Here is a 17,174-nt window from a genome sequence, read left to right as displayed (position 1 = left end):
CTGAATAAGGATTTATTAGCTTTAATATTTAAGCCATGCTTAGCGAAAACTTTACAAATGATGCAATTGATATTGATTCACTTCCCAAGTATCAGGAAATTGCGTTAAAAAAACCTCACGCCAGTTACTGGAAAGTCATTTGTATTAATCTGATCATCTGCTTTCTATTTATTGGAATCATTGCTGGCCTGTTGTTAGTTTTTAATGAAAAGATTAAGCCATACCTCCTAGCAGTTGTTTCGGCTTATGTTATTTTGCTGATTATTTTCTTTTTGGTTTTTTGGGCGAGTTTTAGCAAACGTGGTTACGCCATCAGAACCCATGATGTAATTTATAAAGACGGGATTATTGCAGAATCGACAACCATTGTACCGCTGAACAGGATTCAGCATATCGAACTAAATGAAGGTATTTTATCTCGGATGTTTAAATTAGGCTCACTACAAATATTTACTGCAGGTGGAGTAAGCGGCCATTTGCGAATTGGTGGAATACCGATTGATGAAGCGAAAAGCATCAGAGATATAATTCTCAGGAAACTTGATTTAATTGAATCTGTGGAAACTGAAACGAATCTTGATGAATAACGATTTCAGTAAACCGCAGCGTCAATCGGCAACAGGTATTATTGTAATTGTGGTACATGGTTCATTTCGGGTAATTAAGGCACTTATTATTCCTATCATCATTGCTTTTTTCAGAACATCAGAAAATAAACACTACCTTTTGTTAGGTCTTTTAGCCCTTTTAATCATTGCTGTTATCATCTCCTACTTATGGTACCGCAACTTTACTTTTTTCCTTAACAAACAAAATCAAGAGTTTGTGGTGAATAAGGGTATTTTAAACCGTGATCAGGTAATTATACATCTCGAAAAGATACAGCAGGTTAACATCAACCAAAATGTTTTGCAAAAAATTTTCGGCGTTTATGGTTTAAAGATCGATACTGCCGGCGCCAGCGGAGAAGAAGTAGTTATTTACGCGATAGACGAAGCTTCAGCATATAACCTGAAAGAACATCTATTAAACAGAAAAACAAATTCGGTAAATGAAACCGCTGAACTTGCACCTGAGCCCGAAATGGCAACACCTGTTTTAAAGATTAGTACTTTTACCTTGTTAAAGGTTGGCTTAACATCTAACTACGGGCAAAGCCTAGCACTGATGTTCCTGTTTTTTATATACCTCATTCAGGAGGCCAGGCACATCATGGATCTTTTAGAACTTGAAGAAGGTTATGTAGAAAGTGCCGTGATGGGCTTAGCTACGTTGTTTTCTGTGGCCATTATCATTGTAGTGCTTCTGGTAGCTTTGCTGGTTATCAATCTGGTTAGAACTTTTTATAAATATTTCGATCTTGAAATCGGACAGCACAAACATTCCCTTATCCTGTCATCGGGTTTAGTTGCGAAAAAGAATACGATGATCAGTCCGAATAAGGTACAGATTACCAAACACAGCCAGAATTATTTTCAAAAGAAATTGAATATGCTCAACATCAGTTTAAAGCAGGCTAATTTCGGGGTGAGTAAAAACGGAAAGGAAATGCAGGGCAACACCCTTGAAATTGTTGGCTGCAATGCAGTGGAGCGTGATGAATTGCTGCGTATGATATTAGGCCAGGTTCCGGTTAAAGGAAAAACCTTTATTCCAGACTGGCGTTTCCTGAACCTGCCGATTTTTTTTAAACTGATTTTACCCTTGGCAATCTTTTTACTGGTAGCAGTTAATATTCCGGAAGTGAAGCCTTTTATCGGATTTGGTCTTGCTTACTTCATTATTGGGGGATTCATGATTTACATTAGTTACCGCAGACATCGAATTGCTGTAAACCAGGAATTTATCATTAAAACAAGCGGCATTTGGGATATTTCCAATGAAATTATCATGCCTCATAAAATACAAGCCATTACGGCTTCGCAATATCCATGGCACAAGGCTGTAGATGTTGGCCATTTATGCCTGCATACCGCGGCGGGTAGAATCCATTTTAAATATGGAAATTACACCGAAATCAAACGTCTTGTAAATTATTGGCTTTACCAGGTAGAAAGTGGCAGTGAAAATTGGATGTAACTGAACCCTACTTTGTTTCCTGCAGACCTCACAAATGTTCTGCAACAATCTACGAGATCTGCGGAAAAACCTAAAGTGTCATAATGCCTTTAATGTCTGCCGTTTGTTTATAAATGGCAATTACCTCATCAGCATTTTGCATTTGCTTTTTAACGGTAATAGAAACATACTTACCGGTTTTAGAAGGCTGTTCTATAAATTCATCATCAGGCAAAACTTTGCGCAACTCTTCAATTTTATCTAGTCCGCCTGTAATAATGAACTTAAAGTTGTAAATACCCGGAAACTTTTCTACGCTCTCTAATTTCTCTTTCAAATTAGCATAAATATCAGTACTCGATCCTTCTGGGATATCCGTAAACTCTATATTATTGTTAATATTATTATCATCCATAACAGCAGTATATCAAAATCCATTCCTAAAAAAACAATATGTAATTTTGGCATAATTGTAAGTTTTCGCCCTCAAAAATGTTTGAATGGTCGTCACCCTAATTATTTCGGCGTTAATATTAATGTTTGCTTCCATAAATAACGTTGATTCCGAAATTTCAGAACAGCTTGACGACATTTATTAGCGGACGATTAAGAACACTAAAATATTCTAGACAGGATTGCAATGAGTATTAAAGTAATTACTAACACTTTTCGCAAAAGACTTGAGAATTGTTATTTTTGAACCTCAAAAAAACAGGAATCGATTTGGATTATTTAGAAGGATTAAACCCACAACAGAGAGCAGCAGTAGAGAATACAAAAGGACCGGTAATGATTGTTGCGGGTGCTGGTTCGGGCAAAACACGTGTGATTACTTTTCGCGTAGCACATCTGATCCAAACCGGAACCGACCCTTTTAATATCTTGGTGTTAACCTTTACCAATAAGGCCAGTAAAGATATGCGAGAGCGTATTTCGAAAGTGGTTGGTGCGGAGGCTAAAAATATTTGGATGGGTACTTTTCACTCTGTTTTTGCAAAAATTTTGCGTGTTGAAGCCGAAAAAATCGGTTATCCGAATAACTTTACCATATACGATACCGATGATAGTAAAAGTGTAATTCGTGCCATTTTGAAAGAAATGCAGCTTGATGATAAATTGTATGCACCAAACTTTGTTTACGGTCGTATTTCTTCTGCAAAAAATAATCTGATATCATGGGGCGAATATCAATCGAACGACCAGATACAGGCTGAAGATATTCAAAATAAACGTCCGTTAATGGGGCAGATTTATGAGCAATACGCTAAACGCTGTTTTAGGGCTGGTGCCATGGATTTTGATGATTTACTTTTCAAAACGAACATTCTGCTTAAAGAACATCCGGATGTTTTGAATAAATACCAGCAAAAATTCAGGTATTTAATGGTGGATGAGTACCAGGATACCAACTTTTCGCAGTATACCATTGTAAAAAAACTGGCTGCAGCTTACCAAAATATATGTGTAGTGGGTGATGATGCGCAAAGTATTTATGCTTTCCGTGGTGCAAACATTCAAAACATCCTGAATTTTGAACGCGATTATCCTGATTTAAAAGTATATAAACTGGAGCAAAATTACCGCTCTACCCAAAATATTGTTGATGCCGCCAGCAGCATCATTGCCAATAATAAAAATCAACTGGAGAAAAATGTTTTTTCAGAAAATGTTGAGGGAGACCGGATTAAGGTTTCCAGAGCGTTTACGGATAATGAGGAAGGTAAATTAGTTGCCGAATCCATTATCCAGGAACGTGGTTTAAAGGGTTACCAATACCATGATTTTGCGATTTTATACCGCACCAATGCCCAAAGCAGGGCCATGGAGGAAGGTTTACGCAAACTCAATGTTCCCTATAAAATTTATGGCGGTACTTCTTTTTATCAGCGTAAGGAGATTAAAGATTTAATTGCCTATTTCCGTTTAACTTTTAATCCGAAGGATGAAGAGGCCATCAAAAGGGTAATCAATTATCCAAAGCGTGGAATTGGAGATACATCGATTGACAAAATTATTGTAGCCGCAGATCAAAATAACATCACCATGTGGGATGTGATTTCGAATGCACACCAATATGTAGATGGCCGTTTGGCTAACCAGCTGAACGATTTCTCGATGATGGTTCAGAGCTTTCAAGCGGAAGCAAAAAAGCTTGATGCCTACGATTCTGCTTTGTTTATTGCTCAGCATGCTGGTATTTTAAAAGAATTGTATACCGATGATAGCGTTGAAGGACGAGCGAGATATGAAAATATACAGGAGTTGTTAAATGGTATTAAGGAGTTTGCCGAGCGTGAAGATATTGAAGAAAAAGGACTGGATATTTTTATGCAGGATGTGGCGCTCTTAACCAATGATGATAAAGATGGCGATAAAAACAAGGATACAGTTTCTCTAATGACAATCCACTCCGCGAAGGGATTGGAGTTTAAGAACGTTTTTATTGTGGGTTTGGAAGAGAACCTTTTCCCCTCTCAAATGTCGGTTAATTCAAGATCTGATTTAGAAGAGGAACGCCGTTTATTTTATGTTGCGATTACAAGGGCTGAAGTAAAATTAACGATCACTTACGCTACCTCCCGCTATCGCTGGGGAACACTTACCAACTGCGAACCAAGCCGTTTCATTAATGAAATTAACCCAAAGTTTTTAGAGTTGGATGTTAAACCTGCTAAGAGTAATGTTTTTGAAGGTAGTTTTGATGATGAACGTAAAACATGGACTTCGCAACCCCGTGATTTCTTTAGCAAACCAAAACCAGCAGGTACAACTTCTGCCCCACCACCTCGCCCAAAAACGACTTCGTTACTGGCGAAAGCCCATGTACCAACGCCTGGTTTTGCGCCTTCACAACCACACGAATTTCAGGGTGGAATGGAAGTGGAACACGAAAAATTTGGTTTCGGAAAAATTATCAGCCTCGAAGGTGCTTTGCCCGATGTAAAAGCAACCGTATTTTTTCAGGGTTTAGGCAACAAGCAATTGTTATTAAAGTTTGCTAAGCTAATGATTGTAAAGTAAGCTTAATAGCAAATAAGCCGTAATTTTCACCACAAAAAATTAAAAGCACAAAGTAATTTGTGCTTTTTTTATTTTAAAATCCTAAAATGATTCAGGTGATGAAGAGCACCATCAAATTCAAAAATTTCAAAACTAAGGTGGAAAGTTTTCTTACCTAAACAACTTTCTTTGTATTCCGTGCTTCCGTGGCAATTCTTTTCAAATAGCCAATGCACTCCATCGCAAATCCCTTTTGAAGCTGTGTTAAATTAAGTATCAATAACGGTTAAATTCGGTATATCGCCTTGAAAAAAAGCAAATTTATACCTATTATTGAGCTCGGTTCCTCCTATCACAAACCATGCAACTTACTAAGTTAGAAATTAAAGGATTTAAAAGCTTTGGCGACAAAGTGACCATCAATTTTAATGAAGGAGTTACGGCTATTGTGGGCCCTAACGGTTGCGGAAAATCAAATGTTATTGATGCCATGCGTTGGGTTTTGGGTGAGCAAAGCACCAAAGCACTACGTTCTGAAAAGATGGAAAACATCATTTTCAATGGTACAAAAAACCGCAAACAGGCACAACTGGCTGAGGTTTCTCTGAGCTTTGATAACACAAAGAACATTCTGTCTACGGCCTATTCTCAGGTTACCGTTACCCGAAAGTTGTACCGGAACGGTGATAGCGAATATCGTTTAAATGATGTGCAGTGCCGCTTAAAGGATATTACAGATTTATTTCTCGATACGGGAATTGGCTCTGATAGTTACTCCATCATTGAGCTGAAAATGGTTGATGAAATTATAACCAATAAGGAACACAGCCGCCGCTCGTTATTTGAAGAAGCCTCTGGAATTTCGAAATATAAGTTGCGTAAAAAGCAAACGTTCAACAAATTAAAAGATACAGAAACCGATTTAGAGCGTGTAGAAGACTTGCTTTTTGAGATCGAAAAAAACTTAAAAACACTCGAAAACCAAGCCCGAAAAGCTGAACGTTACTACAAACTGAAAGAGCAATACCGCGAATTAAGCGTTCAGTTGGCAACGCATCGCATTGCGTTTTTCCGCACCGATTTAAATGCACTGGAATCTCAAGAGCAAAATCAGCAGATTTTTAGAACTGAATTAAGCACTAAAATTGATACCCAAGAGGCGGAATTGCAAAAGTTTAAACTGGAAAGTATAAACCAGGAAAAAAACCTTTCTGTTCAGCAAAAAGCCACCAATGAGTTGGTATCCAAAATCCGTGCTTATGAAAGTGAGAAAAAGGTCAAGAATGAGCAGATGCGTTTTTTACAGGAAAAGGAAACCCGCTTGTCGGGCGAATTGGAAAAGGATAAAAATCAGCTCAACCACATTAAATATAACATCAAGCGTTTAAATGAAGAGGTTTTAACTGAAACAGAAGTTTTTAATAAGGTAGCGTCAGATTTGCAAGGCTTAAAGTCTTCGCTTGATACACTTCGTGAGCAACAGCAGACGGAAAAAAACCGAATTGACGACCTCGTAAAGTCAGTGAACGATTTACAAAACCAGGTTTATCAATCACAAAAGGAAATTGATATTTTAAACATTCAAAAAGATGCTTTGGTGCAGGAAACCAGCAGAAATGTTGATGATACGGAAACTAAAACATCAGAACTAAAGGCTTTTGATCATGCCTTAGCCGAACTTGACATCCAGGTTTCGGAAAAGCAAACGAACATTAAACAACTTAAAGAAGCCGAAGAAATTTTAAAGGAAAACCTGGCGAAATCGGAAATTAACCTCGCAGTTAATAAGGAGAAACTTACGGCAGAAAACCGTAAAAAGGATGCCAAACAGAATGAATACAACCTTACAAAATCACTTGTAGATAGCCTGGAGGGCTTCCCGGAATCTATACGTTTCCTTAAAAAGAACAGTGCATTTTCAAAAAGCGCCTTACTCCTATCAGATATTTTGTTCTGTGATGAGGATTACCGAATCGCCATTGAAAATTATCTCGAACCAGTAATGAATCACTATGTGGTGGATCATTATGCTGATGCCGTTCAGGCGATTAACCTGCTCACAGATTCCAGTCGCGGGCGGGCGAACTTTTTTATTTTAGAAAACATTCCGGATAAAAATGCAACGCTGGCAACTTATGAAGGCTTGATTTCTGCCTTATCAGTTATTGAAGTAGACAAAAAGTACCAGCAACTTTGTAACCTCTTATTACAAAACGTATACATCGCCATTGCTGAGCAGGAAAATATTTTCAAAGAAACACCAACTGAAAGTATAACCATTCTGGCAAAAAATGGAAAATATGCACAAACCAAATTCACTCTGGCAGGCGGTTCTGTTGGTTTATTCGAAGGAAAAAGAATTGGCCGGGCTAAAAATCTTGAAAATTTAGCGAAAGAAATCAAAGTGTCCGAGTCCTTGATTAATCAATACAATCAGGCAATTACTACTGAAACAGATCAAATTTCTAATCTGAAAGAAGCATCAAAAATCAGTCAGATAAATACGCTACAGCAGGAGCTGAACCGTTTGATTAATGAACAAATTTCAGTTCAAACCCGTCGCGATCAATACCAGGAATTTATTACAACGAGCGAAAACCGTAAAACAGATATTGCACAGAAAATTGTTTCGATAGAAAAATCTTTGGCAGAAAAATTACCAGCGCTGGTAGAATTGCAGAGAAAGCAACAACAGGAACATATTAACCTGCAGGAACAGCAATTGAATTATCAGGATCTTGCTGATCAGGTAAATGAATCCGCAGGGAAGTATAATCAGGATAATATTCGTTTTCATCAGCAGCAAAACAAATTATCCGGTTTAGAAAAAGACCTGGACTACCGGTTTGTGCAAGAGGAAGCTTTAAATAAACGGGTTGCACAGAATGATAAGGAATTGCAGGAAACGCTGACGCAAATTACGGCTACCTTGCAACATACCGATCTGAGTGATGATACACTTTTGGAGATGTACCAGCAACGTGAAGACATGGAGAAAGGCCTTGCTGATGTTGAAAAAGAGTATTTTGAGCAAAAGGGCAACATCAATGAACTGGAAAACAGCCTCACCAATATCCGCAAAAACCGGGAGGAAACAGATTTCCTTTTAAACGAAATCAAGGATAAAAAGAATACGTTGAAAATAGATTTGAACTCATTGAAAGAGCGGCTGGCTGTGGAATTCAACATTGATATCAACGATCTTCTGGAAACAGAAACGGAAGTTGAGGCACTGGAAAGCGAGTTTGAAATCAGACAGAAGGTGGAAAAAATGAAACGCCAGCTGGATGAATTCGGGGCGATAAATTCTATGGCGATGGAAGCTTTTAAAGAAATGGAAGAGCGTTACGTGTTCATCCAAAATCAGAAAAAAGACCTCAACGCGGCCAAAACGGATCTTTTGCAAACCATAAAAGAGATTGATGATACTGCAAAAGATAAATTTATGCAAGCCTTTACACAGGCACGTGAGCATTTCATCATTGTTTTTCGTTCGCTTTTTAATGAAGAAGATAGCTGCGATTTAATCCTTTCTGATGTTAACAACCCTTTAGAAGCCGATATTGATATTGTTGCCCGTCCGAAAGGCAAAAGGCCATTATCCATCAATCAGTTATCCGGAGGAGAGAAAACATTAACGGCAACAGCCTTGTTATTCTCCCTTTATCTATTAAAACCTGCGCCATTCTGTATTTTTGATGAGGTAGATGCGCCGTTAGACGATACCAACATCGATAAATTCAACAACATCATCCGGAAATTCTCCGATCAATCTCAATTTATCATCGTTTCACACAACAAACGAACCATTGCCAGCACTGATATTATTTATGGTGTTACGATGGTTGAGCAAGGGGTTTCGAGGGTTGTAGCGGTCGATTTAAGGGAAGTTGCAGCCTAAGCTTGAGCCAAGAGCTTAAAGACTAAAGCTGAAAGCATATCATTCGAATGACTTTCTAGCGAGGAGATTTGTATAATAAACTAATCCTCTGCCTGACAAAGCTTCAGCTACGCAATACAGCATAAAAATCCACGTTTCCCTTCCAATAAGCTAATAATTAATATCTTTAAACTCAATTAAACATCATGTCACGGCGAGGCAAGAAATATTTCAAACAGCTATAATCATTAAGATGGCGTTGTATCGCTAAATGACAAAAATTTATAACATGAAAATTCTATATATCATTCCCTTAGCCATGATGCTAAGTTGCTGTTCATCAGTTAAAAATCAACCTCAAACCGGATCTGGCAAATTAGATAATCAACTCTTAAAAGATGTTGAGGTATTGTCGTCTGATGCCTACGAAGGTAGAAAAACCGGAACAAAAGGTGCAGAGATGGCAAGAGCTTACATTATTAATCGTTTTCAGAAACTTGGTTTAAAATCTTACCCACAAAATGTAAATTACGCACAGGAATTTACTTTTAATTCGAGAGGTGGCGCAAAAGTTAACGGAACAAATGTAATTGGCTATATTCCTGGCAAAGGCACAAATGTGATTGTGGTTTCAGCACACTACGACCACCTGGGTGTGGTAAAAGATCAGGTTTTTAATGGCGCCGACGATAATGCATCAGGCACAGCCGGATTATTGAAAATCGCGGCTTACTTTGCAAAAAACAAGCCCAATAACACCATCATTTTTGCTTCCTTTGATGCTGAAGAAATGGGTTTACAGGGTGCAAAAGCTTTTGTGGCTAATCCGCCAGTAAACATTAACACCATTGCTGTTAACCTGAACATGGACATGATTGGCCACAGCGATAAAGGTGAACTTTATGTGGCAGGTACCTTCAAATATCCGGAGTTAAAAAAATATATTGATACCACAAGAAAGGAAATCAAAGTAATTTTGGGCCACGATGATCCTAAATTGGGCCACGACGACTGGACAAATCAAAGTGATCAGGGTGCATTTAATGCCAAAAATATTCCCTTTTTATATTTTGGTGTAGAAGATCATAAAGATTATCACAAAGCAACCGATGAGTATTCGACAATCACCAAACAATTTTTCAGCGATGCTGCAAAAACCGTTTTGGATGTAGTGATCAGCATAGATAAACAGACAGGTTTACAGCAAACATTAAAAGATAAAATGCTGATGCGGGATAATCCTCAGAAAGTGAATAAATTTTAACCCTTACTGTGGCACATAAACCACATATTTCGTATCAAAAAATTCTTCCTTAAAAAACTCTGAAAGCGGATATAATTCTGCTTTCAGTTTTGATTCCTTAATCTCTTCAGCTAAATCGCCACCTTTTAGATATAAAATTCCATTCGGAATGGCATTTATTGATTCTTTTTTAAACTTGCCTTGTATCCACGGGTAAAATTCTCCAAGGCGGGTTACAGCCCTGGAAACTACAAAATTGAATTTTTCTTTGATTTGTTCGGCTCTTAAATGGTCAGCTTTTAAATTTTCTAAACCAAGAGCAGAAGCCACCTCTTTAACCACCTTGATTTTTTTGCCGATGGAATCAACTAAATAAAATTGTGTTTCAGGAAATAAAATGGCCAGCGGAATACCAGGGAAACCACCGCCAGTTCCTACATCTAAAACGGATTCTCCTACTTTAAAAGTGCAAATTTTGGCTATGCCTAATGAATGTAAAACATGACGTTCATATAATTCTTCAATATCTTTTCTAGAAATTACGTTGATTTGTGCATTCCAAAAAACGTATAAATCAAATAGTTGCGAAAACTGATCGATTTGTTTCTTAGTTAAATCAGGAAAGTATTTTAAAATGATATCTGGTTTTACGTCAGCCATATTTGTAAATTAAATTAGAGGGTTAAAAGTTTAAAGTCAAATGCTCCAAATTGCATCATGTTACTATAAATCTAATTTTAGGTGGTGGTCAATTGTAAATCTTAATTCCTTATTTCCAGCTAACTTTTTTCTTACCAAACATTGCCAAGAATCCGTTCAGGCTTAGAAATAAAAACAAAAGTATATCTAATATCGGGAACCACCAACGCAAATCGCTATAGTTTAACCGTTTCAGCAATTTCGGGTATACAAAACACCTGATAATAATGCTGAGCAAGAGGATTCCTCCTGCGAAGTATTGCGCATCTCTGCTCAGAAACATGCATCCTACAAAAAATCCGTAAAACAAGAACTGAAATATAATTTGAAGACTTAGCATAAATTTATGTTTTGATTTATACAACTTTCCAGCTCCGAAATGACGCTTCTTCTGCTTTAAATAACCACCCCAGGTACGATTAGGTTCACTCCATACATGACTATCCTGATTTAACCTAATTTCGGTATTGTATTTATTGGCGTGTGCGTTTACAAACAAATCATCATCACCTGAGGGAATATGCATGTGCGCAGCAAAACCTTTACTCTTGAAAAAAAGCGATTTTTTATAGGCCATATTTCTACCCACGCCCATATATGGCATGCCTTTTATCGCAAAACCGAGATAGTTTACCGCCGTAAAAAAGGTTTCAAAACGGATCAAAGCGTTCAATAAACCCCTGCGCTTCAAATATGGCGAGTAACCCAGTACAATATCGGTATCCTCATTAGCTGGCTGCTGCATATCCATTAACCAATTTGTTGAAGCGGGCATACAATCAGCATCTGTAAAAACTAACCAATCATGTTTTGCAGCTTTAATTCCCATGGTAACTGCAAATTTTTTGCCTGCAATAAACTTCTCATTGTCTAAAATTTTAACAACTTTAAGGTTACTGTATTTTTTCTCCCAGGCTTCTAAAAACTCTTCCGTTCCATCCCAAGAACGATCATTTACTACCACCACCTCAAACTCCGGATAATTTTGATTTAACACTGATGGTAAGTATTGTTCCAGATTCTTGATTTCATTTCTGGCACATACAATTACACTTACGGGTTTTCTGGCAGCTGCAGGAACTTCTTCAACGCTGGTATTTGCCAGCCTCAAGTGTACGAAAAGAACATAATATAACTGAACAATCAAGCAAAAAGCTAAAATGGAAAGCAGTACAATTTCAAGTAGGGTTAATATCACGATGGTAAAATAAATAGGCGCAAATTTCTCATTTTAAATCTGCAATACACCCTATGTTGAAAAAAACATCCTAATATTACTATAAAGAAACAGTTGCAATGTTCGGTACACCAGCATTTTTTGCCATTTCTGCCAATTGCTGCTTATGCGTAGCAGAAAGTTTGCCCGATTGTTTGATGGTTTGAGCCAACATACTATGATTATACATAAAACCTAGTATCCACTCACGACGCTGATCTTCTGATAATTTAGCAAGCTGACCTTTAACTGTACTTTTTGCCATATTATTTTTGATCGCGTTGCGAAGATTAACTACCTTTTTATTGTCAGCCTTGGATTGATGATACATTTCCCAATTCCATGCAATACCGGTTGCAAGCAGATCAGATAGATAAGTGTCTTTTAACCCATACGCTCTGCTTTTCGTATTGAAATGAAACATTGTTCTGGTGCTGGAAAGAAAACTTCTTACTTTACCCTTATCGTTTTTTGGATTACTGTCCGTTAAACTTTTCGCAATTTTTTCTTCGAACCTGCTGAAATTACTTGCACCTAAATAAATATAATCTGCGTTATCTGATTTACTAACCGCATGATTACCGTTATTTTTGAAAGCATTGCTCATTACACTTTGACTTAAAGCATTATAGCCATGCCCCATTCCCAAGCTTAGGGTTGCTCCGGCATCATATTGCGCAATCGCTGGCAAACCAATGATAATGCCTGAAAATAAGAATAATATCTGATGAAAAAATGATCTCATAATAAAGGGTTTTAATAAATAAACGCCGGGTATATTTTATTGTTTGCTTTGCGCCATTAAACGAGTTAACAGTATATATAGGTGTTTTAAATTTGTTACTTTTGCATCCTATATGAAATTTACTTTACAGGCTAACGACCCTTTATCAAAAGCCAGGGCTGGAACAGTAACCACCGCTCACGGCGAAATACAAACACCTATTTTTATGCCTGTGGGCACCGCTGGAACAGTGAAAGCCGTTCATCAACGGGAATTAAAGGAAGATATTAATGCACAAATTATTCTTGGAAACACCTACCATCTCTATCTGAGACCAGGTTTAGATATATTGGAATCGGCTGGCGGCTTACATAAATTTATCGGTTGGGATCGCCCGATTTTAACAGATAGCGGTGGTTACCAGGTTTATTCTTTAAGCAAAGTTCGTAAAATTAAAGAAGAAGGCGTTACCTTTCATTCGCATATTGATGGCTCGAAACACCTTTTTACGCCAGAATATGCCATGGATATTCAGCGAACTATCGGAGCCGATATTATAATGGCTTTTGATGAATGTACGCCTTACCCTTGTGATTATACTTATGCGGCTGAGTCGATAAAAATGACCCACCGTTGGTTAAAACGTTGCTGCACTCATTTTGATAATACAGAACCGAAATACGGTTTTGATCAAACCCTATTCCCTATTGTTCAAGGTTCTGTTTATAAAGATTTGAGGGTAAAATCGGCAGAATTTATTGCCAGTATGAATCGTGAGGGAAATGCCATTGGAGGTTTATCTGTTGGCGAGCCGGCGGAAGAAATGTACGCCATGACTGAAATTGTGTGCGACATATTACCTTACGAAAAACCGCGTTATTTAATGGGTGTTGGAACGCCAATTAATATATTAGAAAATATTGCATTAGGCGTTGATATGTTTGACTGCGTAATGCCAACACGTAATGCCCGTAACGGAATGTTATTCACCCGAAACGGCATTATCAACATTAGAAATAAAAAGTGGGAAAATGATTTCTCTCCATTGGATGCTGAAAGTGATTTACATGCCGATCAAGTGACTAGTAAGGCTTATTTAAGGCATTTGGTTCATAGCAAAGAAATGCTTGGCGCACAGATTGCTACCTTACATAACCTGCACTTTTATTTGTGGTTGGTAAAACAAGCTCGTGAGAAAATCATTGCCGGAGAATTCTATGAGTGGAAAAACAAAATGGTAAAAGTTTTAGGCCAAAAACTGTAAAATGGGTTTCTTAAAGGGAAAAGTAAAAATCATCGATCAATATATTATTGGTAAATATCTGGGCACCTTTGTGTACACCCTGGCGATTTTCGTAATCATTATCGTGGTATTTGATCTATCAGAAAAGATGGATGATTTTATGAAAAGCGGACTCAGTTTCTGGGGCGTGTTAACTAAATATTACGCCGGTTCCATTCCCTTTTATGTGAATATGCTTTCGCCTTTGATCAACTTTATTGCAGTAATTTTCTTTACCGCTAAAATGGCCGATCAGACAGAAATCGTTCCGATATTAAGTGGCGGCGTAAGTTTTAACCGCTTTCTTTTCCCATATTTTGTTTCAGCAACGGTAATTTTTTCTGCCAATTTAGTTTCTAACCTTTACATCTTACCGTACACCAATACGCTTAAAAACAGTTTTGAAAACACGTACGTTAAGCGTAATGACCCTTCAACGAAGTCAAATATCCACATGAAACTGGATAACAAAACTTACATCTATATCGAAAGTTTTGATAACAAAACCAATTATGGTTACCGTTTCACATTAGATAATTTCAATGGCGATGTAATGGTAAAAAAGATAGTTGCCGATAACATCAAATGGGATTCATTGAAGCGCAAATGGCAACTAAGCAATTACTCCATCAGAAAAATTGACGGACTAAAAGAATCTATGATTTATGGCAGCGGCAAGGTGAAAGATACCATTTTAGACATGCGCCCGGATGATTTCTCAGCATACGACAATGTAATACAAAACCTTTCTACAAAGGAACTTTCAGAGAAAATTCAGAAAGAAAAAATACGTGGAACTGGCATCATGAACGACCTGGAATTTGAAAAATTTAAGCGTTATTTGCACCCACTTTCTGCATACATCTTAACGCTTATTGGCGTGGCACTATCATCTCGCAAGGTACGTGGTGGTGTAGGCGTTTCATTAGGTATAGGAATCTTCATTAGCTTTGCTTATATCGTGTTTAATCAGTTCACACAGATGTTTTCTACAAAGGGTGGATTCCCACCATTTATAGCAGTACTTTTACCAACGATTGTGTTTGGTACTTTGGGCATTTACCTGTTGAGAAAAGCGCCAAAGTAATAATGGATATCAATAAAAAAAATCTCCTTATTCTTCATTTAACTGTGCTGATCTGGGGCTTCACAGGAGTACTTGGGAAAGTGATTACAATTGATGCTGTACCGCTCGTTTGGTATCGTGTTTTGATCGCAACATCAACACTTTTCCTTTGGTTTTTAGTTACAAAAAAGAACATCAAAGTAACCAAAAAGCAATTCTTTCAGTTCTTTCTAACAGGCGGAATTGTAGCCATTCACTGGATATTTTTCTTTCACGCCATCAAAGTTTCTACCGTTTCTGTCACGCTGGTTTGCCTCTCTTCTTTCACATTGTTTACGGCGATTTTAGAACCATTAATTAAAAAGCAGCCCATTCAAATGGGTGATATTTTAATTGGTTTATTAATAATTTTGGGAATTTATATGATCTTCAAATTCGAAGGTCAGTACACGTTGGGGATAATTTTCGGCCTTCTGGCCGCCGTAGCATCTAGTCTTTTTTCTACTATAAACTCAACGTTGGTTCAAAAAAGCGAACCTTCAATTATCGGATTTTATGAATTAATTGGCGGATTATTCTGGATTACATTGTATCGGTTCTACGATGGGTCGCTGATCAATTTGCCCTTTAATCTGGATCTTAAAAACTGGTTTTACATCGGCATTTTAGGAACACTTTGCACTTCTGTAGCCTATGTAGCAGGGGTATCCGTAATGAGAACTTTATCAGCTTTTCGTGTCGCTTTAGTTACCAATCTGGAACCTGTTTACGGCATTATATTAGCCTTCTTTTTCTTTAAAGATAAAGAGCAAATGACAGGGGGATTTTACATTGGTGCACTGATTATTTTAGGTTCTATTTTCCTGTATCCTATCTATAAAAAAAGAAAGAATAAGCAGTAATTCAGGGCCTAGACTTCAGACAACAAACAGACTAAAACCGCCTTCAAGACAAGGTAGATATCATCGCATATCAACTCACCCCAAACCTGATTTAATTGACGCTATATTCAATTAAATTCAATAGGATTTTTAGCCACTTAAACACCTAATAACAGACTGAAAAACGAGGCAATATATCGGCAGACATTAGCCTGAACATGATGGATTTTCGATCATAAATTTACTGACATATTAAACAATCCAGAATCAGTTAAGAAGATTCACAGACACAAATCTCAATTTTTTCAGCAGTTGAATCTGGACATTTTTATCGAAATTCTACTTGCTTAAAACAGCATTACCTACCTAAAAACTTACGATTTGTATGCCTATCGCACGCTAAAGGCTTGAAAAAATTGGATAACATACCATATTGAAAATAACGAGATATAATACTGATTAACAATACGTTCTACAGATATTAAAGTTTTTAGCCTAAAAATTAAAATTCGACTATTCACAGTCGAATATGCGAAGGAAATGCCATTATGAGCATCAAATTGAAGTGAATTTTAGCTGAAAAAACACTCAAAAACATACGTTTTTGATTTATTTGCTACCTCAAACTGCAAGATTTTTTGGTGATTTCGATGATCTCGAACGTAGATTTATTGTGGTAAAACCAAGCTAATTGCTAACAAAAATTTCTGCCTCCAGCACTACAAAAGGTTGTGATAAATAGCAATCATTTATTAGACCGCTCTTATTCTGACTTAAAAATTGATCCTTACAAACTGCCATTAAGTCACCATTGATCATTTCCATTAAAATTTCCGAGACAATCGATCTGTTAAAATTTCATGATTTTTAGCAATTACCGTAAGCCTTAAACACCAAGATTGAGCAGCGAAATAAATGAAAAAACCATCAAAATCTGATACTAAATCCGCAAGCTCCTGGAAGCGAAATTGCTACGAAAAACAGAATATTAGTTCGAAAAATTTCGCCTAAATAATGATTAAAATTTCGGAAAAACGTCAACCTCATATGAACAATTGAGTATACAAAAACACAAATCTGCTCTAAAAAATTTCAAAGAAAATCGATTATTAAGTGTAAATTAAG

General features: G+C 37.1%; 12 protein-coding genes. 8 read left to right on the top strand and 4 right to left on the bottom strand.

The annotated features are described in order from the left end of the window. Positions 1 to 35: 35 nt before the first annotated feature. Positions 36 to 587: a PH domain-containing protein gene (locus R2Q70_RS04540; protein ID WP_316806462.1), complete on the top strand. Its 552-nt coding sequence runs from the start codon at positions 36 to 38 to the stop codon at positions 585 to 587. Continuing rightward, complete coding sequence (locus R2Q70_RS04535; RefSeq protein WP_316806461.1) at positions 580 to 2,079, top strand: PH domain-containing protein; 1,500 nt, start codon at positions 580 to 582, stop codon at positions 2,077 to 2,079. The genes R2Q70_RS04540 and R2Q70_RS04535 overlap by 8 nt, the downstream gene beginning before the upstream one ends. Before the next feature lie 70 nt (positions 2,080 to 2,149). Here the strand turns inward: R2Q70_RS04535 and R2Q70_RS04530 are convergent, their stop codons facing one another. Continuing rightward, entirely contained in the window at positions 2,150 to 2,473 is a 324-nt protein-coding gene (locus R2Q70_RS04530) for a DUF493 family protein (protein ID WP_316806460.1), read from the bottom strand. A gap of 308 nt (positions 2,474 to 2,781) precedes the next feature. Here R2Q70_RS04530 and R2Q70_RS04525 point away from each other — a divergent pair, with 308 nt between their 5' ends. The 3 genes from R2Q70_RS04525 to R2Q70_RS04515 all read left to right on the top strand — a co-directional run bounded on the left by R2Q70_RS04525 (position 2,782) and on the right by R2Q70_RS04515 (position 10,202). Beyond that, entirely contained in the window at positions 2,782 to 5,079 is a 2,298-nt protein-coding gene (locus R2Q70_RS04525) for an ATP-dependent helicase (RefSeq protein ID WP_316806813.1), read from the top strand. 340 nt (positions 5,080 to 5,419) lie between these two features. Beyond that, complete coding sequence (gene smc / locus R2Q70_RS04520; protein ID WP_316806459.1) at positions 5,420 to 8,959, top strand: chromosome segregation protein SMC; 3,540 nt, start codon at positions 5,420 to 5,422, stop codon at positions 8,957 to 8,959. A gap of 268 nt (positions 8,960 to 9,227) precedes the next feature. Then, positions 9,228 to 10,202, top strand: a complete 975-nt coding sequence (locus tag R2Q70_RS04515; protein ID WP_316806458.1) for a M28 family peptidase — start codon at positions 9,228 to 9,230, stop codon at positions 10,200 to 10,202. Positions 10,203 to 10,205: 3 nt separating this feature from the next. Here R2Q70_RS04515 and rsmG read toward each other — a convergent pair whose 3' ends face one another. The 3 genes from rsmG to R2Q70_RS04500 form a co-directional block, all read right to left on the bottom strand. Then, positions 10,206 to 10,841: a 16S rRNA (guanine(527)-N(7))-methyltransferase RsmG gene (gene rsmG, locus R2Q70_RS04510; protein ID WP_316806457.1), complete on the bottom strand. Its 636-nt coding sequence runs from the start codon at positions 10,839 to 10,841 to the stop codon at positions 10,206 to 10,208. A gap of 109 nt (positions 10,842 to 10,950) precedes the next feature. Continuing rightward, positions 10,951 to 12,078 carry a glycosyltransferase gene (locus tag R2Q70_RS04505; protein WP_316806456.1) on the bottom strand — a complete coding sequence of 376 codons (1,128 nt, stop codon included), beginning with the start codon at positions 12,076 to 12,078 and terminating at the stop codon, positions 10,951 to 10,953. 79 nt (positions 12,079 to 12,157) lie between these two features. Beyond that, positions 12,158 to 12,841, bottom strand: coding sequence for a hypothetical protein (locus tag R2Q70_RS04500; RefSeq protein ID WP_316806455.1), 684 nt, complete (start codon positions 12,839 to 12,841; stop codon positions 12,158 to 12,160). Between the two features lie 112 nt (positions 12,842 to 12,953). Here R2Q70_RS04500 and tgt point away from each other — a divergent pair, with 112 nt between their 5' ends. Genes tgt through R2Q70_RS04485 form a run of 3 tightly spaced genes read left to right on the top strand, consistent with a single transcriptional unit; the run spans position 12,954 to position 16,070 of the window. Beyond that, positions 12,954 to 14,084 (top strand): tRNA guanosine(34) transglycosylase Tgt, encoded by a 1,131-nt coding sequence (gene tgt, locus R2Q70_RS04495; RefSeq protein ID WP_316806454.1) that lies wholly within the window; start codon positions 12,954 to 12,956, stop codon positions 14,082 to 14,084. 1 nt (position 14,085) lies between these two features. Further along, positions 14,086 to 15,189, top strand: a complete 1,104-nt coding sequence (locus R2Q70_RS04490) for an LptF/LptG family permease (RefSeq protein ID WP_316806453.1) — start codon at positions 14,086 to 14,088, stop codon at positions 15,187 to 15,189. 2 nt (positions 15,190 to 15,191) lie between these two features. Further along, positions 15,192 to 16,070: a DMT family transporter gene (locus R2Q70_RS04485; RefSeq protein WP_316806452.1), complete on the top strand. Its 879-nt coding sequence runs from the start codon at positions 15,192 to 15,194 to the stop codon at positions 16,068 to 16,070. Positions 16,071 to 17,174: the final 1,104 nt, after the last annotated feature.

The sequence above is a fragment of the Pedobacter agri genome (assembly GCF_032678665.1).
GTDB classification, from domain to species: Bacteria; Bacteroidota; Bacteroidia; order Sphingobacteriales; family Sphingobacteriaceae; genus Pedobacter; species Pedobacter agri_A.
Note: the sequence above shows the minus strand (reverse complement) of the source record. Positions and strands in the feature narration are given on the sequence as shown.

What these genes read in the sequence shown, in the direction of transcription:
- R2Q70_RS04540 (WP_316806462.1), top strand. Translation starts at nt 36, where the DNA reads ATGCTTAGCGAAAACTTTACAAATGATGCAATTGATATTGATTCACTT.
- R2Q70_RS04535 (WP_316806461.1), top strand. Translation starts at nt 580, where the DNA reads ATGAATAACGATTTCAGTAAACCGCAGCGTCAATCGGCAACAGGTATT.
- R2Q70_RS04530 (WP_316806460.1), bottom strand. Translation starts at nt 2,473, where the DNA reads ATGGATGATAATAATATTAACAATAATATAGAGTTTACGGATATCCCA.
- smc (WP_316806459.1), top strand. Translation starts at nt 5,420, where the DNA reads ATGCAACTTACTAAGTTAGAAATTAAAGGATTTAAAAGCTTTGGCGAC.
- R2Q70_RS04515 (WP_316806458.1), top strand. Translation starts at nt 9,228, where the DNA reads ATGAAAATTCTATATATCATTCCCTTAGCCATGATGCTAAGTTGCTGT.
- rsmG (WP_316806457.1), bottom strand. Translation starts at nt 10,841, where the DNA reads ATGGCTGACGTAAAACCAGATATCATTTTAAAATACTTTCCTGATTTA.
- R2Q70_RS04500 (WP_316806455.1), bottom strand. Translation starts at nt 12,841, where the DNA reads ATGAGATCATTTTTTCATCAGATATTATTCTTATTTTCAGGCATTATC.
- tgt (WP_316806454.1), top strand. Translation starts at nt 12,954, where the DNA reads ATGAAATTTACTTTACAGGCTAACGACCCTTTATCAAAAGCCAGGGCT.
- R2Q70_RS04490 (WP_316806453.1), top strand. Translation starts at nt 14,086, where the DNA reads ATGGGTTTCTTAAAGGGAAAAGTAAAAATCATCGATCAATATATTATT.
- R2Q70_RS04485 (WP_316806452.1), top strand. Translation starts at nt 15,192, where the DNA reads ATGGATATCAATAAAAAAAATCTCCTTATTCTTCATTTAACTGTGCTG.